General features: G+C 36.0%; 17 protein-coding genes and 1 tRNA gene. 8 read left to right on the top strand and 10 right to left on the bottom strand.

The window, feature by feature from the left end:
* Positions 1 to 152 precede the first annotated feature (152 nt).
* Positions 153 to 1,385 carry an ATP-binding protein gene (locus tag GCWU000282_RS11025; RefSeq protein WP_023355212.1) on the bottom strand — a complete coding sequence of 411 codons (1,233 nt, stop codon included), beginning with the start codon at positions 1,383 to 1,385 and terminating at the stop codon, positions 153 to 155.
* Positions 1,386 to 1,491: 106 nt separating this feature from the next.
* On the bottom strand, positions 1,492 to 2,784 hold the full coding sequence (locus GCWU000282_RS11020; protein WP_023355211.1) for an ATP-binding protein: 1,293 nt from the start codon (positions 2,782 to 2,784) through the stop codon (positions 1,492 to 1,494).
* A gap of 282 nt (positions 2,785 to 3,066) precedes the next feature.
* Between GCWU000282_RS11020 and GCWU000282_RS11015 the strand changes: the two genes are divergently transcribed.
* Genes GCWU000282_RS11015 through GCWU000282_RS11000 form a run of 4 tightly spaced genes read left to right on the top strand, consistent with a single transcriptional unit; the run spans position 3,067 to position 8,511 of the window.
* A complete protein-coding gene (locus tag GCWU000282_RS11015) occupies positions 3,067 to 4,944 on the top strand; it encodes a WG repeat-containing protein (protein WP_023355210.1) in 1,878 nt (625 codons plus the stop codon).
* A 21-nt stretch (positions 4,945 to 4,965) separates the two neighbouring features.
* Positions 4,966 to 6,744, top strand: coding sequence for an ABC transporter ATP-binding protein (locus tag GCWU000282_RS11010; RefSeq protein ID WP_023355209.1), 1,779 nt, complete (start codon positions 4,966 to 4,968; stop codon positions 6,742 to 6,744).
* 30 nt (positions 6,745 to 6,774) lie between these two features.
* Positions 6,775 to 7,776 (top strand): DUF4300 family protein, encoded by a 1,002-nt coding sequence (locus GCWU000282_RS11005; RefSeq protein ID WP_023355208.1) that lies wholly within the window; start codon positions 6,775 to 6,777, stop codon positions 7,774 to 7,776.
* Complete coding sequence (locus GCWU000282_RS11000; protein ID WP_023355207.1) at positions 7,777 to 8,511, top strand: Fic family protein; 735 nt, start codon at positions 7,777 to 7,779, stop codon at positions 8,509 to 8,511.
* A 192-nt stretch (positions 8,512 to 8,703) separates the two neighbouring features.
* Here the strand turns inward: GCWU000282_RS11000 and GCWU000282_RS10995 are convergent, their stop codons facing one another.
* Positions 8,704 to 9,543: an EFR1 family ferrodoxin gene (locus tag GCWU000282_RS10995; protein ID WP_051384182.1), complete on the bottom strand. Its 840-nt coding sequence runs from the start codon at positions 9,541 to 9,543 to the stop codon at positions 8,704 to 8,706.
* A gap of 388 nt (positions 9,544 to 9,931) precedes the next feature.
* Here GCWU000282_RS10995 and GCWU000282_RS10990 point away from each other — a divergent pair, with 388 nt between their 5' ends.
* Entirely contained in the window at positions 9,932 to 10,774 is an 843-nt protein-coding gene (locus tag GCWU000282_RS10990; RefSeq protein ID WP_023355204.1) for an AraC family transcriptional regulator, read from the top strand.
* A 50-nt stretch (positions 10,775 to 10,824) separates the two neighbouring features.
* Here GCWU000282_RS10990 and GCWU000282_RS10985 read toward each other — a convergent pair whose 3' ends face one another.
* From GCWU000282_RS10985 to GCWU000282_RS10960, 6 genes are all read right to left on the bottom strand, one after another.
* Positions 10,825 to 13,323 (bottom strand): glycoside hydrolase family 3 protein, encoded by a 2,499-nt coding sequence (locus GCWU000282_RS10985; protein ID WP_023355203.1) that lies wholly within the window; start codon positions 13,321 to 13,323, stop codon positions 10,825 to 10,827.
* A 94-nt stretch (positions 13,324 to 13,417) separates the two neighbouring features.
* On the bottom strand, positions 13,418 to 13,813 hold the full coding sequence (locus GCWU000282_RS10980) for a (deoxy)nucleoside triphosphate pyrophosphohydrolase (RefSeq protein WP_023355202.1): 396 nt from the start codon (positions 13,811 to 13,813) through the stop codon (positions 13,418 to 13,420).
* Positions 13,813 to 16,026: a DUF3427 domain-containing protein gene (locus GCWU000282_RS10975; protein WP_051384181.1), complete on the bottom strand. Its 2,214-nt coding sequence runs from the start codon at positions 16,024 to 16,026 to the stop codon at positions 13,813 to 13,815. The genes GCWU000282_RS10980 and GCWU000282_RS10975 overlap by 1 nt, the downstream gene beginning before the upstream one ends.
* Before the next feature lie 121 nt (positions 16,027 to 16,147).
* Positions 16,148 to 16,220: transfer RNA gene (locus GCWU000282_RS10970), tRNA-OTHER, on the bottom strand.
* Between the two features lie 31 nt (positions 16,221 to 16,251).
* On the bottom strand, positions 16,252 to 17,745 hold the full coding sequence (locus GCWU000282_RS10965; RefSeq protein ID WP_023355200.1) for a hypothetical protein: 1,494 nt from the start codon (positions 17,743 to 17,745) through the stop codon (positions 16,252 to 16,254).
* 30 nt (positions 17,746 to 17,775) lie between these two features.
* The gene (locus GCWU000282_RS10960; RefSeq protein WP_035040591.1) at positions 17,776 to 18,831 is read right to left on the bottom strand and encodes a hypothetical protein; all 1,056 of its coding nucleotides are present in this window, start codon (positions 18,829 to 18,831) and stop codon (positions 17,776 to 17,778) included.
* Between the two features lie 326 nt (positions 18,832 to 19,157).
* Between GCWU000282_RS10960 and GCWU000282_RS17130 the strand changes: the two genes are divergently transcribed.
* From GCWU000282_RS17130 to GCWU000282_RS10950, 3 genes are read left to right on the top strand one after another with little or no spacing between them, the layout of a single operon-like run.
* Positions 19,158 to 19,577, top strand: a complete 420-nt coding sequence (locus GCWU000282_RS17130) for a phage integrase N-terminal SAM-like domain-containing protein (RefSeq protein WP_023355198.1) — start codon at positions 19,158 to 19,160, stop codon at positions 19,575 to 19,577.
* Between the two features lie 39 nt (positions 19,578 to 19,616).
* Positions 19,617 to 19,829, top strand: a complete 213-nt coding sequence (locus GCWU000282_RS17125) for a tyrosine-type recombinase/integrase (RefSeq protein ID WP_023355197.1) — start codon at positions 19,617 to 19,619, stop codon at positions 19,827 to 19,829.
* Positions 19,822 to 20,979, top strand: coding sequence for an IS91 family transposase (locus GCWU000282_RS10950; RefSeq protein WP_023355196.1), 1,158 nt, complete (start codon positions 19,822 to 19,824; stop codon positions 20,977 to 20,979). Before GCWU000282_RS17125 ends, GCWU000282_RS10950 begins: the two co-directional genes overlap by 8 nt.
* Before the next feature lie 415 nt (positions 20,980 to 21,394).
* Here GCWU000282_RS10950 and tnpB read toward each other — a convergent pair whose 3' ends face one another.
* Positions 21,395 to 21,739, bottom strand: coding sequence for an IS66 family insertion sequence element accessory protein TnpB (tnpB, locus tag GCWU000282_RS10940; protein ID WP_023355194.1), 345 nt, complete (start codon positions 21,737 to 21,739; stop codon positions 21,395 to 21,397).
* Between the last annotated feature and the right edge of the window lie 178 nt (positions 21,740 to 21,917).

Genomic DNA, 21,917 nt, shown 5'->3' with positions numbered 1-21,917 from the left:
AAATTTCTAAGCGAGCACATCAGGTTTTTCGTTAGCTTTTTGTTATTATAATCAGCAACTTACAGAAAAACCGTAGCGAGTCTGAAATATTCTCATTCACAGCGTCAATTTACTTAGTTTCATATTAGCCCTACAACTTCAAATTTACTGTATTAAACATACTCAATAGGGAGTGCAATAAGATTTTCTCTTAGATATGTTTTTTTGTCAATGAGGCAGAGGATAATTCCGTTTCCTCTTTTCTTGTCAGGAATTTTATCAAGTATAGGATTGGCAGCACCCATATTGGCTTTTGGATTGCCGGACATTTTTATCTCTATTGGATATAGGGTGCCGTTTTCTTCAATTATCAAATCAATTTCATTCTCTACAGCGGCACTTTTATCTTTTCCTCTGTAATAGAAAATATTAAATCGATAATCCTTTCCTTCATTGGAATATGATTTTAGAATCTCGGAAACCACAAAGGTTTCAAACATATTTCCTGCAACAGCCGAGTTCTTTAAAGCATCGGCAGTTAACCATCTTGTCAAATAACAGGCTAACCCTGTGTCCCTAAAATAAATCTTAGGCGTTTTAATCGCACGACTTAATGCACTTGCACTATATGGTTGCAATACATAGACGATCCCTGTCCTTTCCAAAATTGAAATCCAATTCTTTACGATAGGCTCACTTACACCAATTTCACCGGCGATATTGGAGTAATTAAGCATCTCCCCGGTTCTTGCCGCAACAGCTGTTAAAAATTTAGTAAATGTCAGACTATCCGCAGAAATAAGTTCGTTTATATCTCTTTCCAGATAAGTAGATACATAGGAAGAGTAGAATTCCTGCCAATCACGCTCTATGTCGTATAGTTCAGGGTATGAACCTGTATGGATAATACTCCAGATATTATCATATTTTTTAAGTTTACTTTCACGTTCTTTTATATATTCATCGGTCGGAATAAAGTGTCTGTTAAAGTTAACTTTGTAAATCTCGCGCAGAGACAGACCTGATAATTCGCACAGGGAAACCCTGCCGGCCAAGGATTCACTAACACCTTTCATCAACTCTAATTTTTGAGAACCTGATAAAATAAACTGCCCTCTTGCATCGGACTCATCAACAATTTGTTTAATTTCCTCCAATACAGTACCTTCTTTTTGCACTTCATCAATAAACAGAGGACAAGGATTATTCAAGAAAAACAGCTTGGGTTCTTCTTTTGCCTGAAGCCTTGTTAGCCTATCATCAAAGTTTGCACGATTATACTTTGGGAATTCTTTCTTTATAAGTGTAGATTTTCCAACTTGTCTTGCTCCTAATATCAATGTACACTTACTGGTTTTTACCCTGCTTTTAAGCATAGCTGAAATAGCCCTTTTAATATAAGCCATACCACACCTCCGACTAATCTAAAGTATAACTTTATTATAGTCGTTAATCTGGGAAAGTCAATTATTTCACAAATATTGTTACCTTGAACATTGATGAGTTATTCAATTACGCTTCAAGAAAATCATCCATTAGCAAAAAGTTTCTGATTCCAATGTAATAAATTCCATACTCATCATATCTTGGCACTATATTATCTCTAACAATAATGATTTTCTTGAAGGAATCGTCAATTCGTTTTAGAGAATTTCTTTCCTGTTCTTTCTTCTCCTCACTGTTTATAGCAAAAGCTGATTGAATATAATATCTGAGATTTCCCCTGTTAATAACAAAATCAACCTCTAACTGTACTCTTGTTGTTTTTCCCTCTATACTAGGAAAGTATTCCACAACGCCTACATCTACATTAAATCCTCTTCTTAATAAGTCATTATAAATGATATTTTCCATAATATGTGTTTCTTCCACTTGTCTAAAATTTAATCTTGCATTTCTAAGCCCAATGTCAGCAAAATAATATTTAAGTGGTGTAGAAAAGTATTTTGAACCTTTAATATCATATCTTTTAGCAGTATACAAAATATAGGCCTCTTCAAAATATGCTAAATACTTTGAAATAGTATTATTTGATATATTTATCTTTTTTTCTGAAGTATATCTATTAGATAGCTTAAGAGGATTTGTAAGCGAGCCTACTGATGATGATACAAAGTCTAGTAAAACTTCTAATACTTCCTCACTGTTTTTTATCTGATTTCGATCTATGATATCTTTAATGTATGTTTCTTCAAATAGTCCTTTCAAATATCTGCTCTTTTCTTCAAAGGTCTCAAGTTCAAGTACCAATGGCATTCCACCGCAAAGAATATAGTCTTCCCAAGCTTTATCTTTATCCTTATAACAGCTACTCATCTCAGCAAACGATAAAGGATAAACATGGATTTCATCTCCCCTATCTCTAAATTGTGTCAAAATATCTTTAGAAAGCATTTTTGAATTACTTCCGGTAACATAAATATCAAGATTTTTCCGTTTCATAAGTGAAAGTAATGTATCAACAAAAGTAATCTTTTCGTCATCATCATTAATATATGGATTTTTCACCGACTTTGAAAATTGTATCTCATCAATAAAAATATAGTATCTTTTATCATCAGTTATTTTGCTTTTTATATATTCATTGAGTTTAAACGGATCTCTATACCTACTATTTTCGATGTCATCGAGAGCCATTTCAATAATTTGGTTTTCAGCTATATTATTTTTTAATAAATAATTCTTGTATAGTTCAAACAACAAATATGACTTACCACATCTTCTGATACCTGTAATGATTTTAATTCTTCCATTATCCTTTTTCTTGATTAATTCATTTAAATATTGTTTTCTTTCTATAAGCATTTCATCGCCCCCCCCTTTGTGAATAATTTATATAGATTGCCACATTTTTTATTCGCTAATATTTTATCATATCCAAAGGGGAAACGCAATTACAAGGAATAATTTTCGTGGCACAATATGTTTTTTATTCCATCTTCTGATTATCATCTTTGGTATCTCTTTTTTCGCCATCAAATTTTATTTCCATAACTCCTATATAAAACTATACCATTTTAATATTAAAGGTGGTAAAATATAGGTGTCAGATGAAAAATGTAAGTACCCATTTCAAAGGAGGAGAGTATGAAAATATTTAAAAAACTTATAACAATGTCCTGTATGTTTTCTGTGGCTTTAGGTATGACAGTTCCTGCAAAGGCGGCTGTAAGAGAAAAGGATATAGTGTGGATAGGAAGTCGCGTGTATCATTCGGGAAAAAGCTTTAAAGCATCCGAAATAGATATGGAAGGTATTTATTGGGAAACTGTGATTTATAGCTCACGAGATAATTCAAGGATGCAGCTATATTTCTGTAAGAACGGTAAAAGAACAGGTTTTGTATTTGAAGAGGTAGTGCCTCTTGCAGAAGGGAAGTTCTTTTTTGTGAGTGAAAATATGAATACATATGAGGGATACATTTTAGATGATGAGGGTAATAAAGTTTGCACAAACTTAAAGGATATTGCAGACCATATAGGTGTTGAATCCAAAGGATACCATATCAGTAATAGTGGGGTAGAGGTAGACCGTTTTATTTGTGGAGAAACAAAGGATGGTCTTGTTATCCTTGACACTAAAAATAACTGTAAAGTATTAAAAACTCATAAAGGCTATGTTTTAGGTACTGGCGATGAGATTTATAAAAAGAAAGTTAATAATAAAAGATATATTCTTATCACAAATAAGAAGAAAACTAAGAGAGCTTTTATGTCACTTTCACAGAAATCAGGTGTTTCTGAAATAATAGCAAACAATTTGAAGCTGAAAGCGGACCTTCTTATAAATAATGAGGGAGAATATAGGATAGCAGTTCCTCAAAGATATGATTCTGAATTGAATTTATATAATACAAAAGGCAGGCTGATTTGGAGTGGTAAAAATAAAACTGTAAAAGGAGTGGGTGGAAATATCCTGGATACTCCGGGCGATCCATTTGAAGGGTTACTTGACCCACCTAAAGGAGTTAACAAGAAGTATAAAGAGAATAAGATAATTTTCCTTGTACAAAGCAGGAACGGCAAGTATGGTCTTGTGAGAGATGATGGTAAGCAGCTACTTAGCTATAAATATAATGAAATTAGAGAGGCTTACAAGGATAAGGCTATAGTTTTAGACAAAAATTATGCATTTTATATTGTGAATTACAAAGGGGAAAAGCTTGCTTCTAAGAAATATAATAAAATATACGGATTTTATGGTGGAAAGTCTAAAGTGGATAATGGTGATGAATATGGAGTTATTTCGGAGACCGGAAAGGAGCTTATAAAGCCTGAATACGATGAAATACTCAGAATTAAATCTGATGAAATGATATTAAAGAAAGGGCTTGACTATATTTATATATATAAAAACGGAAAAGAAAAAGTTTTTGCTAAACAATATGAAAATATTGAGAAACTTCCAAATACTCAATATCAAGAAAGACCGCTGTTTTTGGTGACCAATAATGGTAAATTCGGCATCATGGCAGCAGATGGTAAGGTGAAACATAAGACTAAGTATGATTATTTCAGAGTCTTGGATAAGCAAAATGGAGTATTTTCTTTAATATGTAGAAAGAATGGTAAAACAGGAAGCTATTTATCCGAAACAATTATAGATAAAGAAGGTAAGAAAATTTTTGAGATAAACAACACCAAGTCTATAGAGAGGCTTGCTTCAGGGGAGTATATGGTAATGAAGGGTAAGTCAGATTATAAAGACAGTAGTATAGCGGAGGTGATTATTTATAGTGCTGACTGGAAGAAAAAGTTAAGTATAAAGAATAAATGGGACAGTATATTAGATTATGAGGATGGACTCTTCATAGTAAGAAGTAAGGACGATCACTATGGAGTTGTAGATAGCACAGGTAAAATGGTGTTGCCAAACAAATATTCTTGGGTTGAATTTAATTTGAATTTAATAATGGTTAAACAAGATTATGATGGTATTGAGGAAAGTGGATTTTTAGTAAGATAAATATAGCCAAAGGATGGACTTATGAAAGCAGCCTACAAAGAGCCGGATTATGAAAGCATATTTAGACGGAATGCAGGCAGTCCGTTAAAAACACTGATAGCCATTTATCAGGGGAAGTATGTCAAGCTTTTTTGGTCAGTAGTCTTTTTCCTTATCAAAGACTCGCCGTCTTGGATATCTCCCCTTGTAATGGCTGCAATGATAGACATAATAACAAAGCCAGATGCAGATGCGGTTAAAAAGATTATAATAAACTCAGTATTTATAATCCTTTTAACCGTACAAAATGTGCCTACAAGTTATATTCATGTATATTTTTATGCCAAAACGATTAGACAGGTGGAAAAAGAGTTAAGATGTGCTCTTGTAAGAAAGCTTCAACAGCTGTCCATTTCTTACCATACACAGATGGAATCGGGCAGGCTTCAGTCTAAGGTAATGAGGGATGTGGAGCAGATAGAAAATCTAAGCTCACAGATATTTATAACGGTACTCTATATAATTGTAAATATTGTGGCTGCCCTTGTAATAGTTATAACCAAGAGTAAAATCGTCTTTGGATTTTTCCTTGCAGCAGTACCGGTGGCAGTTCTGCTCATGCTTTATTTCAGAGAAAAAGTAAAGAACTACAATACAGCCTTTCGTAAAGAAATGGAAGAAACTACAGTTTCCGTAGTAGAAATGATGGAAATGATACCTGTAGCAAAAGCTCATGCCCTAGAGCGCAGAGAGCTTAACAAGATGGAGAAAAGGCTTGTAAAGGTGGCGGACAAGGGATTCAGGCTGGATATGATACAGACTTACTTCGGTGCATGGAGTTGGGTAGTATTTCAGGTGTTTAGAGTGTTCTGCCTTATATTTACGGCATTTATGGCTCTTAATAAGAAGATAAGCATAGGCGATGTGGCTATGTACCAGTCTTACTTTGGTACTGTAGTCGGCTGTATAGCAGGTATAGTAGGTCTTGTGCCTGTTGTGACCAAGGGACTTGAGTCGGTGAGTTCGATTTCTGATATTATGCTAAGTAATGACATAGAAGGCATTGATAAAAATAAGCTAAAGCCTGAGATAAAGGGTTTTGTGGAATTTGATAATGTAGGCTTTAAATATGACGACAGTGATGAGCCGCTCTTTAGCGGACTCAGTTTTAAGGCAAGTCCGGGTGAAACCATAGCTATAGTAGGTGCTTCGGGAGCAGGTAAGACTACTATTTTAAACCTTGTAATCGGCTTTGTAAGGGCTACCGAAGGAAGAGTCCTAATAGACGGCTGTGATATTAAGGAGATGAATCTTCATCATTACCGTAAAAAACTTGCTGTAGTGCCACAAAACTCCATACTTTTCAGCGGTACTTTAAGAGAAAATATTACTTACGGACTTGATAATGTATCGGAAGATGAACTTCAAAGGGTAATAGATGCCGCAAACCTACGAGAACTTGTGGATAGTTTGCCTGACGGACTTGAAACCGTCTTAAAAGAGCATGGCGGCAACTTTTCAGGAGGGCAGAAACAGCGTATTTCCATAGCAAGAGCATTTATAAGAAATCCACGAGTGCTTATCTTAGACGAAGCAACTTCTGCACTTGATACGGTTTCCGAAAGACAGATACAGGAAGCTGTGGGCAAGCTGGCCAAAGACAGGACTACATTTGTAGTAGCCCACAGACTTTCAACCATAAGAAATGCCGATAAAATAGCCGTAATGGAAAAGGGCGGTATGAAGGAATTTGGCAACTACAAGGAGCTTATGGAGTTGAAAGGAAGCTTTTATAATCTGATGGAGATGCAGCAGGGGTAGGTAAGTTAAAATCGGAGGATATAAAAAATAATGTATAAGAAAAAAACATTACATATTTTGTTCTCTATGGTATTGTTAGCCGGCATTGTTTGTGCCTGCCCTAACAAGCATGACGTAGGCAGTACCGGTACTACTGAAAAAATAGAAAAGACTGACTCTAAGAAAAATTCTGAAAGTATTTCTGAAGTAATATCAACCGGACTTACTTATACAAACTTAAACAGTAAGTCTGCTATAAATGAAGTGAAATCCATTTTATTAAAATCGGGAATAAAAGATGAATATGTTCGTGATGTCTTAGAATGGGTGGCTGATTATAATAATTGCATGAAAGACTGTAAGGAATTTACCTTAATCGGTGATTTTACTACTGTCAGCACAAAAGCAATAGACTATGGTGACTATGCCAATATGTCAAGAGAATGGTTCAGGAAAAATCATAGAAATTACCATGATGTATTATGCAGAATAGTAGCATTTGAGTTAAATCAGGATAATATTACGACCAAGAAAATAGTTAAAAAAGATGATTTTGACTGTTGGGATGAGAATAAATCATGGCTTTATACCGATGGAGATATTCTGTTTGGAAGAGAAGCTACAGAAGAAGATAACGGCTGTGTGCCATTTCCGCTAATTAACCTGAAAGATGAAGTAATTGCAAAGTACTTCACTGTTTTTAATCCTATTTTTGCAGATAAAAAATGTAATGAAGATGAAATGCTACAGGCGATTAATAAGAAATGGACTGAATATGGAATTGAATTTAAGGAAAATCCGTATTCACTTATTACATTTTGGACACAGGCAGATAATGAAATATCCGTTTCGCATGCCGGAACTTTGATAGAAACTGAACCTGGCTATCTTTTCTTTGAAAAGACAAATCCTGAAGAACCTTACGCAGCTACAAAATTTACAACTATAGATGACTTGAAAAGTTATTTATTTGAAAAGCTAAATTTAGAATATTCAAAAGATGGCTCAGAAGTTGGTAAATATATAATTTTGAAGAATGATAAGAGGATATAAATGCAATATAATAACCCAAAAACATTATTAGAAATTTTACAGGAAGAAAAATCTTCAGGATATTCAGGCGGAATATATCACAAAACCCAGATTGAACTGACTTATAATTCTAACCATATTGAAGGAAGCAGCCTGACTCATGAGCAGACCAGGTATATTTTTGAAACAAATACCCTAGGCACAGAAACCGGAAGTATTAATGTAGATGATGTGATTGAAACAGCAAATCATTTCCGTTTGGTCAGCCTGATTATTGAGAATGCAAAGTCTGTGCTTACCGAAGAATTCATCAAACAACTTCATTTAATTCTTAAAAATGGAACAAATGCTTCAAGAAAAGAGTGGTTTGCAGTCGGCGACTATAAAAAACTGCCTAATGAAGTAGGTGGAAGGAATACTGTTATTCCTGAAGAAGTTTCCGACAAGATGAAAGAACTTCTAAATAAGTACAATGCTAAAGAAAAAATTAACTTTGAGGATATTTTAGATTTTCATGTAAAATTTGAAAAAATTCATCCTTTTCAGGACGGCAATGGTCGTGTCGGAAGGCTGATTATGTTTAAGGAATGTCTGAAACACAACATTGTACCGTTTATTATAGAAGATGATTTGAAAATGTTTTATTATCGTGGCCTTACAGAATGGAAAACAGAAAAAGGATACTTGAGAGATACCTGTTTAACTGCACAGGACAGGTATAAAGCTTATTTGGATTATTTTAGGATTGGGTATTAATACTTGTAAATCTAACAAAAAGCAAAGCTATTAAAGAAAGCCAATCGTCTCCCCGGTTAGTAAACATGGCTTAATCATTACTCTTGTACCAAGCCTAATGGCTCGGTGACTTGTCCGGACACAATAAATTCCCCGCTTTTTTCATATATATGTCGTCTGTAGGTTCTGTGGTCGGATTAACTGTGTGAGCCATTATGGTTTTGGTAATACAAACATTGATTTATGCTTTCTTTTATTTATAAGTTTCAATCCCGCTTTAATTATTATGTTTTTCGGATAGGCTGTTCTGGCTCCTGTCGGGCATATTTTAACGCAGGCCATACATACTATGCATTCATCCTTGACAGTTGACATATCCGGATTTATGCAGCTCTTAGGACAGATTTTTACGCATTTAGAGCAATTAATACATTTTTCTTTATCTGTCTGCGGAATAGTGAATATTCTTTTGCCGGTATGCACAGGTTTAATTTCTGCGATAAAGCTTATAATTTTATCAAATACACTTAATCTGTTATCGGAATATGAAGTCTCAGTATTCAACAATCTGTTTCTTACAGCCTTTCCGAATTTTACTGCTGTCTGTAAATCATCAGCGTTCGGTCTGCCCTCCGCAACCGGAATTTCTTTATGGGAGTATGAATGCTCGCCGACAAATTCACCGTATCCGAGCAGGTTTCCGTTCCTTTTTTTTATTACTGATATCATTTCCCCGGTAGCAAAGATTGTTGATGCATTGCCGTACAAGGTAACCGCAATTACACATTTTCCCTTAAAGTCCAAACATTTAATACAGTTTCTGAATTCCTTATATAAAAACCCACCGTATGTCGGAGCTCCTACGATTATCAGATCCACAGCCTCAAAATCTAAATCCGGTTGTTTTTCTCTGTTATCCTGTTTGGTTAAATCTGCGGAGCATACTATTTCTCCGCCAATTCCCTCAGCAATATAATCAATGACTTTTTTTGTTGTTCCCGTAGGTGAGAAGAAAACAGTAGCAAGTTTAATTTCATTTGAAGACATATTCATCTGTTCCTCCTTCAGCACCATTACAAATTTTGTCCTATCCGATTCAGCTATAATTATATCACATAAATTAAATTTTTAATCGGAAACTTTGAATAATAAATTCCGGATATATTTCTGAGCATCATCCTGTTATCTTAATCCCTGAGGATATAAAATACCGCTTTAATCAACGAATAAATCTCTTTCCCGACACAGATTGACATCGCCGGGATAAGAGTATATGATTCAGATATTAAAATAAATAATGGTAAAAACATATCTGTTTTATAACACAGCTAATATAGAACATCTTGAAAGATTAGTTGAATACCGTTTATTCCTGTACCCAATTTCTAGGGTAAACTATCTTCCAAAACGCTAAAATGATAATCGGAAGGAGGGAGCTAAAGTGAATATCATAAAATTATTTAATAATACTGTGAATTATATAGAAACAGTACTTGACGGCGAAATTGATGAGAAGAAGATTTCAAGCTTATCTGGTTATTCTTATCCGATGTTTAGCAGACTTTTCTCTATGCTTACAGAAACCACACTTTCTGAATACATAAGAAGCAGAAGGCTGACTGAGGCAGCAGTAGACTTACGGGACACAGACGAAAAAATAATTGATATAGCAATGAAATACGGATACGAATCACCTGACGCTTTTGGTGCTGCTTTCAAAAAATTCCATGGCTTTACTCCCTCAGAAGTAAAAGAAGGGAAGCCGTTTAAGCTGGTTTCCAGAATTTGGCTTGCGCTTAGCGTAAAAGGAGGAAGAAGCATGGATATTAGAATTGAAAAGAAGCAGGCATTTAAGGTAGCAGGGTATAATGAACAGGATATCAATTCATCACTCTGCCCGAATGTATGGAATAAGCTGTATGAAAAATATAGCCCTGAAGAACTGGCCAGACTTGGCACAGGTGAAAGTGTAGGAATTTGTCATGATGTAAAAATCCCTGACAGGATAAACTATATGGCAGGATATATTACTACAGATGTAGAAAAGGCTAAGGCTATGGGACTAGAAGTTTTAGAAGTTGACGAGGCCGAGTATGCAGTGGTTAAATTAACCGGAAAGGTGCCGGAGTGCATACATGCCGGCTGGAAATACGTTATGGAAGTTTTCTTCCCGGAACATGGCTATATCCACTCAGGAAAACCTGATTTTGAGTATTATTTCGAAGGTGATATGTACAGCCCTGATTACAAGATGGAACTTTGGGTACCTGTGGTGAAGGCATAGAATAAAATGAAGGGGTTTACTAATGCAAAACCCCTTCTTAAATTTTCTCTTTATGCTTCTTCATATTCATTTGACTGCAGTACACATCTTACCAGCCTTGATACGCAGGCTTCAAGAGCAGTTTTCTGAAGTTTACCCGAGGCAAGTTCTTCTGTCAGATTTATCTGATCATCCTCGCAACCCGGCATAACAGCATCGTTTCCTGCACGTATACAGCCTGCCGCAGTACAATCAGTCCCATTATGGGTGGTAGTCCAGTCTGTCATTATCATTCCTTTAAATCCAAACTCATTTCTGGCTACATTTGTGCAGAGATCATAGTTATTGGCAGCATGAATTCCATTAATCTTGTTGTAAGAGGTCATAATGGACATTGGCTGCGCTTCTTTTATGGCAATCCCAAAACCTTTCAGGTAAATTTCACGAAGTGCTCTTTCTGATAGAATGCTGTCACATCCCATACGGTTATCTTCATTATTGTTGCAGGCAAAATGCTTAACAGTAGTGCCACAACCCTTTACAGACTGTACTCCACCTGTCATGGCAGCGGCAATCTTTCCGGTTATAAAAGGATCCTCTGAATAATACTCAAAATTTCTGCCACATAATGGATTTCTCTGAATATTCATTCCCGGTGCAAGCCAGAGCGTAACACCGAACTCAACCATTTCCTTTGCTACATGCTGTCCTACTTTTCTTACCACTTCTTCATCCCAGGTCTGGGCTAAAACCGTACCAACCGGAAAAGCTGTACAGTACTGGTAGAAGCGTTCTCCTTCCGTTTTATCGGCATCCGGTACAAGGAGACCTCCCTCAAGACTGAACATAAACGACATTGGCACCATCTTTCCATCACGCACAAAGTAATATCTGTTAAGTCTGAGCCCGGCAGGACCGTCTGCAAGTACAATTCCGGCTATGCCCTTATTCTCAGCACAATGTGAAGTTTCCGACGCTGAGCCCGGTACACTGATTCCCGCCGAACCAAGGGCTGATTCTTCCTGTGCTCTGCCCGGATCACCTGTCGCCAGCTTTTTAATCTGTTCTTCAGAAAGAGATTTGACAAGTTCAATCTCCTCTGCTGCCGCAAGTTCTTCATTACTTAGGTATTTTGTCTCTTTTACTGCTATGCTTTCTGCCTTTATCCTAACTACAGGCAGAGTTTCGGCTAATTTTTTAATTTCTGTCTTTCTCTCCTCTACAAGTTTAGAATTAACCTTATACTCTTCTACAGGCTTCTCAGGCTTACAAATGTGCATTGTCTTCTCAGTAATTACGTCTGCGTCAAGTTCCATAATGGCTTTAAGAACAGAGCTTCCCAGAGAATTTCCTACATAGAACCCATAAAGTCCCTTCTCTAACATCCATCCCGGCTCATCCTCATTATAAGAAGTAAGCACATCAAACGGAATAGCCAGCGAGTAATCTTTTTCTTCTCCTGCCGCAAGTAATTCCGTCTTTTTAAATGCTGCAAGCCTTCTTCTTTCTTTTTCTAATTTACCTTCAGGGCAGGATACATAGACCTGAATTACCTCACGTCCTGCTACTTTACCGGTATTTTTCACTCTTACATCAAGTATAACACCCTTACCTTTTTCTTCCTTTATCCCCTCAAATTCTACAGAAAAATCAGTATAGGAAAGTCCGAAGCCAAATCCGTAGCGGACAGGAATATTAAAACTATCAAAATATCTGTAACCCACATAAATTCCTTCATTATAGTATTCCTGATTCACATTGCCGTTATTATGTGAGAATTCGGAAGCATTTGGATAGTCTTCGTACTTAAATGCCCAGCTTGCCGCAAGCTTACCTGACGGATTAACCTCTCCCGAAACTATGTCTGAAAGGGCATTTCCTCCCTCCATACCTGCCTGTCCGAGATTGATAATGCCGTAAATATTAGGATATTTATCAAGAGGAGACAAATCCATAACTCCTCCTGTATTTAGCACAACCACAACCTTTTCATACAGACTGCAAATTGAATCAAGCTCCTTTTCCTCCGCTTCAGTAAGCAGGAAGTCACCTTTTTTATTGTGGCGGTCAGCTCCTTCTCCGGCCACACGGCTGACAACATAAATAGCTGTATCCGTATCAGTCTTTGTAATGGACTGCTTGTTTTCAGGCACTGAGAATGGATTTGTCGAGTAAATGATAAAAAATTCTGCCCCGTCTTTACCCTCGCATTTCTTCAGTATGTCATCCCTCCAAGCCTCTCTTGCCTTTTTATAAAACTCCACGCTCTCTTTAGCCTGAGCTTCATTTGTGATGATATATCCTGCATTTTTCAGCCCTTCAAATATGCTCACACTCTGTCTTTCATTGACATCACCGGAGCCTGTGCCTCCCTTAAAGGTATTGGCCGCACCTATTCCATAAAGTGCAATTTTACTTCCTTTTGCAATCGGCAAAATATTATTCTCATTTTTTAACAGAACAATACCTGCTGCCGCAGCCTCCCTTGCAATATCCATTCCAAGCTTCTCACGCTCAGAAAGGGCTGCATTTGTGGTTCCCGAAAAAGTTCTTGTTTTGAGTTTTTTCATAGCTGCCTCCTATAACTTATGTTATTAGTTAAATGATTATTATTTTATGTGCGTTTTCCAATATTTTTTAGGGTATAAAATGACACTTTTCTGATTACCTCTGTAAAATCTGTACAATCTCAATATCTGCAGGCAGCCATTCTACTGATGTTAACGAGGATTTGTCAAGCCATCTTGCCGCCTCGTGTTCCTTCAAGATGGGAGTTCCTTCCTCAATTTCACATATAAAGCAATCCATTGATAGATGAAATGTAGGATAGTCATACTCCACAGTTTTAATCCTATCTCCTACCGAAATTTTCATATCAAGTTCTTCAAGTATTTCTCTTTTTAATGCTTCTTCAGCTGTCTCACCATCTTCAATTTTTCCACCCGGAAATTCCCATTTATCCTTAAATTCACCATATCCTCTTTGGGTTACAAAAAATTGTATATTTCCTTTTTCATCTATTGTTTTTATTACAGCTGCGACTACCCGGATTGTTTTCATTACTGTACCTCACTAACTATATATTCATATATATCATCTCTAACCGGAACATCCAACTTGTAATTTATTTCAAACGCATTATCACCCGTTTTATCCATAATGATTGGTTTTGGATTTCCTTCGGCATATATCTCACCAAGGAAATAAAACTCTTTAGACTCTTTATCATCTTTATTTTTTCTTACAAAAAGATAGATTCTGTTTTCTTTGTCAGCTTCAGTCCTCTTATAAAAATGATCTGCATCTTTGGAATTTACAGTTCTTGGATGTTTTGACAAAGCAATCATACTGTCTCTTGTGACAAATCTATCCTCATAAGCTATAGCATCTTCTGCTTTATCATAATTTATAAATACCGGCAAGGTTTTTGTATCAGAGTCATAGAAGTATCCTCCTATATTCTGAGCATTCAAATTTTTCTGCCAGTTTAACAAACGGCATACATCCTCATAAGTATACTTTTTATATAGATTAAAATCTGTATCCTTATATGAGTCCGAGTAATTTTCAACATAGTTTTCAATTCCGTATTCAATTATTTCTTTCACCATATCAGAAAAATCTGAATTAGAATTTAACAATTTTCTAAAGCTTTCACTTAGTTCGAAACCTTCCAAACTTTTCTGTATTAAAATGCAACTCTTGTACTTTTTACGTTCTTCTTCTTTAGGGAATTTATTCGTCAGGTTTCTAACCATTGATTCCTCTACTGCTGCAGGTAGTTCTTTATTATAGTCTATTTTTAAAGTCTTTTTAAATGCATTATAATAGGCGATAATTCTTTCATTTCTTGCTATTAGCTGTTTTAGTAAAGCTAACTCGTGTATCCTCTTCATCCCTGTTACTTTTTTTGAAAGAAATTCAACTATAGTCTCCTCCTCCAAATTCAGTTTTACCTGATACTCATCAGAATAATATTTCACTAAAAATGCATAGTAAGAGCCAAATTTATCAAAAAATTTACTTACACTAACAGATCCATTTCTCTTAAAGTCCAAAAGTGATGGTATACGTCCAAGTCTAAATTTTAATTGTTCAAATGAGTCTCTTAATAATTTTGCATCATTTGTCCTTGCACTATCAATAGACTTTAGGATTCTCTTTAGGGAAATCTCATCAAAATTGATTGTTGAAGCCCCCGGTATAGTCTTTGTGCCTTCTAGGAGATATCTTCTTATAAAATCCTTATTGTAACTTTTGTCCCCTGACAAAGCAATTGGTATCATATAGTTATTTTGATAATTACCAATAAAGTCAATTACCACTACATACTCCTTATAATTAGCTTTTCTAAGCCCTCTGCCTAATTGTTGAACAAAGACTATAGGCGATTCGGTCGGTCTTAACATCAACACCTGATTTATCTCCGGAATATCCACACCTTCATTAAATATATCAATTGTAAAGATATAATCTAAGTAAGGCATCTGAGTACATTCCACCGGTATATTATTTTTTATATTAGTATTATGTTCCTCAATCTCATCATCACTTATATCTTTTACCAGCAATTCAATACAGCTTTCTCTCTGTTTTTCAGTATTTTCACCTGTCAATACCGCTGTATAATATCCCCTTTGATTGAATTTTTTAGAGAGTTCTTTTGCTTCTTCTTTATTACTGCAAAAAACAAGCCCTTTAACCCTATCTCCACTATAACCATAGTATTCTGACTGCTTGAGTATGTGATCAACCCTAATATCCGAAACCAGACGCGAAAATGCTCTCACATCACTATTATCATTAATTGGCTCACCATCTATTTCAATATCTGTTATACCGAAATAGTGGAATGGACAAAGCAAGTCTTCTTTTAGTGCATGTTGTAAACGTATTTCGTAGGCAATATTATGATCAAATAATTTGAAAATATCAAATCCGTCCGTTCTTTCCGGGCTAGCTGTCATTCCAAACCAAAACTTAGGATTGAAATAATCCATTATTTTTCTATAACTCTCAGCACCCGCTCTATGTACTTCATCAATACAAATCCATTCAAACTCATCAGGACGGTACTTATCCATTATGTCTGCCTTTGCCATAGTTGACATTGTTGCAAATAAAATATCAGCATCATATTCTTTTGAGCTTCCTGACAGAAGACCAAGCTTTTTTGAATTTCCAAACACTCTTAAATAACTGCTTTTAGCCTGTTTCGCTATAAGTTCACGGTGTACAATAAATAAGGCTTTTCCGGGTTGTTCATTTTTCATTGCAAATGCAGACGCATAAGTTTTTCCTGTACCCCCTCGTGTCAAGGGTGTGATGGGAAAATTTTGAGAAATTTCGTTTTCTCAAATGGCATCTTTACCAATAGCAATATTTAATTGTAAAGGCGAGGTGCAGGAGTCGAACCTGCGTCCTTTACCAAAAATGGTACTGCGCCTCTCCGCTGCGCTATCCTCGCTTAAAGCGGGGGGAAGGTTATGATTCCCACTTTATAAATCACCTATGTTACACCGCGACCAATCAGTAATTATCCTTTTGATTACCCAATCTATTGTAGGAGAACTGCTAATCATTTCAACTACTACAAATAAAACTATTAACAGCACTACCCAGACAACAATTGACCAATTACGTTGTCTTTTTACTTTTCTTATCACATCCTTTTTAAAGCTATCCTCTTCCAAGAGATCTCTCAATTCTTCTTCATCAAACACATCAGCATAATTCTTTTTCAACTTTTCAAACCCTAACTGCATTTGTTCTATTTTATAATTTGTTTCATACACGCTGAAAAATAAAAATAATACTGAAAAAAATATAATAACTTCAAATATAACCGTTATATCTCTAGTAAATATATTGTCTAATGGAGCATCCGACACAATATTCGCAAGAATAACTGTAAATAAAAAACTAAATACTGCCAAAATATTATTTTTCATTCCATTTGGAATATCAAATGTCAACTCGCTTGTCTTTTCTATTATCTCTGTCACACTTTTCCCCACTTCATTTTTCAAACTCAAGTATCTATCAACATTATCCTTTTGATACAAATTAAAGTTCGACTGAATTGATGAAAAAGTTTTTCCATCCAAATTCAATATACTTGAATATTTACAATGAAGACTAATAATATTTCTTGCAATTATTGCTTTGTCTATAGTATTCCCTCCTTCATATATCCAATTATAAATTTTTACAATTTCTCTATTATACTTAATATCTTGAATTTTTATTTCCATTCCAATATTACGTTGCCCAGATATTTTTATTTCGATTTTTTCTTGATTTAAAATTTCTGAATCATTCGCAATATAACAAATGGATAAAAGTGTTTCGATTTTAGAAAAACACTCTTCCAATCTATTCTTGGCACCACTAATTTGAAAAGAAAAATCATTTGGTATCAAAGAATACATTAAACCATTTCTAAAATTCGAATTATCTCTTGTCAAGGTTATTAGTTCTTTTCTATCTACACTATCTATTATGGTGTCATGGTCATCGCTACCCATGAAAGAAATAGATTTTGTTATAAAATGAATATTTTGGTCTAAAACTTCAAAATGCACGCTTTTTCTGTCCATTAATAAATGTGAAAAAATCAACATTATATCGAGCAAATTCTTTGATGCAATCGCATCGCAAAACTTTTCATAACAATAAACAGAAATTACATTATGCTCAGAAATATTTTTATTGATATGCCACGTCATAGTTACTGCATCACCATTAAAAATATCCCAATCCAACGCATCGAGATCTGTATTCTTAGAAATCTGAATACCATCATCTGCTTCATTTGTAATTGTTATTTCAACATCATCACGCGTAGGAAAACTTAATAAACATTCTCGAAGCACTTTCTTACTTACAGAAGTAGAATCAGCTATTTCTATAACAAAATCTACTATTCTTACCTCTTCAGAATATTTTACAAATGATGAAGCATTCAATTTTTCTTTTATTGTTTCAATCACACTTCTCACCAAAACATTCCACCTTTTCTCTTATCTAAATTGCTGATAAACATCCTCATTATTAGTCATTATTCGAATGTATTTTGTTCCAGTTACCACATCTTCCTCTGCTGATATTTTTTGTTTGATATCCTGCACGAAATCGTTTACTTTAATCTCTATACCATCATTAACTTTATATAATTGTCTTACTTTCGCCCTTATCTCCTTTGGTACAACTGTAAACGATCTGTCAAATTTTCTTTTATCTGGCAATTCCATTAATTTATTCTTTAATTCATCTAAACTATCCTGTGACAAACTATCAGCTTGATAGTCATCCAAAATTGTCGAAATCATTTCATTATAGTCTAATTGTTGTTCTCTCTTCATATATCCCACAAAGGTATTTCTTATCACAGTATAATCCCCAGGAGCACTTTTCTTAACTTCCCTTGAAAGAAGAGAATCAATTGCACTAAATGCTCTCTTTGTATTTTGGGCATCGGTAGATAATTCTTTTAATTCCAAAAAATCATCAGCCCAGTATTTCCCACTATTACTAACATATACTTTTGCTTCATCGATTGATATATCTTCATCCTCTATCCTGCAATTAAAAATACATGTTTTCCATATTTTCTTCTGTTCACTAGAAAACCCCGATTTAAATGAAAAATCAGAATCATCAACAAATGCAGAATGTTCAACCTTTGCCAACAAATACTCGTAGTTATCTCCATTCTTGATAGCTGCTTGTATTAAGCTTCCTTTTTTTACATTTTGACCCATCCGATATATTTGTTCTTGTTTAAGTTTTTCTTTATCGAAAAGTCTTTGAGCTATATCATCTGCATATTCCTTGACTCTATCCATCATTTCCTCCGGCTCAATGTCTTCTATCTCAATAAAAGAAAATATATTTCTAATATCAGTTACAACCTGCGTTGATTGAGATGATGGTTCATAGGCTCTATTTACTACATTCTCATTTATATTCGTTAATAGTTCTGTTACAAAGTGATCAAAATTAGGTTGCATCTCAACCTCTACAAAGCTTTCAGCATCATAATCAATCTTATGCACCGACTTGAATAAATAGTCCATATGTCCATCCTCCTTGAGATACTCTATCACCAACTGCTGCAAATCTAAAAATGTTTATATTTTATTGTACCAAGTCGCTTATGCGACAGCTAGCCTTATTATAATTAATTTTCTACTTTCCCACAATAAAAGTGGCAGTTTTTGAAATTATATTGTATTATTGAGATATACCACTATCACATAAACAAACACAATCCCTCAACCGCCATGTTTATTTTAACATTTTTTTATCATCTCAACAACTATTTATTTTGTTTTTTCAGCCGTCCACCACCTCTTTTGAAATGTAACCGTTACTTTTATTTCATTTCAAAGGAGATTTTATCATGGATAAATATTTAGATTACTTCAGGGAAATGATTTCCCTCAGAGGTCTTACCGACCATACTCTTTCAAACTTCTGTACATATATCAAAGCTTATCTGCACTATCTTATGGACATACTTCATAAGTCACCGGAAGATGTTTCATGGAGTGAACTCCGTGATTATATACGCTGGTTACAAAAATCCAGGACTCTTTCTGACCGCACCATTAACTGTGCCATTTCACAGCTGCATTTCTTTACGCTGTACGTACTTCACAAAAGCTGGGATGATACTCAGCTGCCGATGCGCAGGTTTAATGAGTATCTTCCTTTTGTTCCCTCAAAAGAAGAAACCTGGCAGTTCATTTCAACCATCCCTGATTTAAAACAGAGAACTATGGCCACGCTTATGTATTCCTCCGGTCTCCGTATTGGTTAAGTATGCCGTCTCCGTTACGAAGATGTTGAACGTAAAAATATGAGACTGCATATTGCCCATTCAAAAAGCAGAAATGACCGTCATGCCTTTGGCACACATTTGTATGAAAACGGAACAGACCTGCTTACCATAAAAGCTCTTATGGGACATAAATCCCTGAATTCCACCACAATCTATGTCCACCTGTCCGCCGGTGCCCTCCGCAAAGCCATAAGCCCTTTTGACTCTCTTGCAGGTGAGTACCATGAGTGATTACGGAATCCGGGAAATATTTGAACTCGCCTATGAGGGCTACTGTGAAAGAAAGTATTTCCAGTCTGATACACAGATAAAAGCTGCTAATGCCATTCTGAAATGTAAGTCAGGAAAACGCGGTTTTAACTTAAGCCGTTGCTCGGACTGCGGACACACTGAGGTTCATAATAATTCCTGCCGTAACCGTAACTGCCCAAACTGCCAGGCTGTTTTAAAGGAAATATGGGTGGATAAACGCAGGGCTGAAGTAATTGAAGCACCTTATTTCCATGTGGTATTTACCCTTCCTCATGAACTGAATCCGCTCATTTACTGTAACCAGAAACTTTTATATGGGCTTTTTCACAGATGCTGCGCTGAGACACTTCTGGAATTGTCTGCTGATAAGAAGCAGCTCGGGGCAACACCCGGAATTATCCAGATTCTCCACACCTGGAATCAGGAAATGAACTACCATGTACACATGCACTGCATCATATCCGGTGGAGGGCTTACAAAAGATGGTAAAATCCGCAAGTCCTCCGGAAGCTTCTTCATACCTGTAAGGGTTCTCAGGGACAAGTTCAGAGGAAAGTATATGGCAAACCTTTCCTCCCTTTATGAGAGCGGCTCCCTTGTGTTTTCACATTCCTGTGAAAAGCTTCGCAATTCTTATAACTGGAAAGAATGGAAAAACAATCTCTACGAAAAGGAATGGTGTCCCTACATAAAGAAAACCTTTAACGGTTTTGGTAATGCAATTGAGTACCTCGGCCGCTATACCCACAAGATTGCCATATCAAACAGCAGGATTCCTGGTATTACGGAAAACGGGGTGGCTTTCTCCGCCAGAGGGAGAAAACCGGGAGACCCCAAACGCCGTATTACCCTTACACATATGGAGTTTATCAGGCGTTACCTGATGCATGTGCTGCCTTCCGGATTTCAAAAAATACGGTACTATGGTTTTCTTAACAACCGTATGAAGCAAAAGAATCTGAAGGTTATATTTAAGCTTCAGAATGGCCGCCGCTTTAAGCAGCGCTACTCGGGGCTAACAATGGCAGAACTCTTAAAGGCCATTTGGAATTTTGATATATGTATGTGCCCGGAATGTGGGCATCCTGCCATGAAACAGCTTGGAAGGTGTTATGCACCGCCTTCCTGATTTGCAGTTTCACTATATATTTTTTTAGGCCTGCTTCCTGGAGGTCTGTTAAGTGTACCTAAAAATCCAAAAGATTAGCAGAAAATGCCACGTTTGGTATTACAGACCGCCATGATTTCAGCTTTTGAGCTTTGTAAAAAGAAAGCAATCCCCATACAGTTTGCAGCTAAAGTCCCGCGACTTGGTACAATTGGAAAGAATCACATTCAGAGCAGATTTAACCTTTCAGAAGAATCTGTTCTGTTTTTTTGCTCTGAATCTGATACTTTCCTTAGGAATTACTTTCCTTAGGAATTATACCATAAAAAGCAATGAAAAAGAAGCGGAACACCCAGTATTTACAAGGGATTGCAGACATGATACAGGGTGTGGAAAGCTCCCCGTTTTTGTTGGCTGGCATAGAGGTTTTACACGATCATTGCGTAGGTTTGAATGCTTTTGGTTGTTCGATTTCAAGACCGGACATGAGCCAGTCGAATTGCTGCCAGGTCAGTTGCTTTACTTCCAACTGATTTCTGGACAAGCGGAATCTGCCCTGGACTTCCATACGTTTATACAACAGCACAAATCCGTCAGATTCCCAGAGCAAAGCTTTGATCCTGTCACAACGTTTTCCACAGAAAAGATACAGGGTGCTTCGCCTTGGATCCATATGGAGTTGATCCTCTACAATAGCACACAGCCCGTCAATGGATTTCCGCATATCCGTTCTGCCTGTTACGATATAGATTTCATCGGCGGCTGTGATATCCCCTAACATTCCAACTCCTTCACAATGCGAAGCGTTTGAGCCAGAAGCTGAGGATCTGTTCCATTTGGTATTGTTAGATGAAAACTTCCTACAGACAGCTTCATTGGCCCTGCTACGGAAAGGTTATTTCTTTCCGTAGCTACCGGAATCACTGTGAATTGTCAAAGTACTCCGGTTACTGAAAAGT

The organism is Catonella morbi ATCC 51271 (assembly GCF_000160035.2).
In the GTDB taxonomy this organism is placed as follows: Bacteria; Bacillota; Clostridia; order Lachnospirales; family Lachnospiraceae; genus Catonella; species Catonella morbi.
Note: the sequence above shows the minus strand (reverse complement) of the source record. Positions and strands in the feature narration are given on the sequence as shown.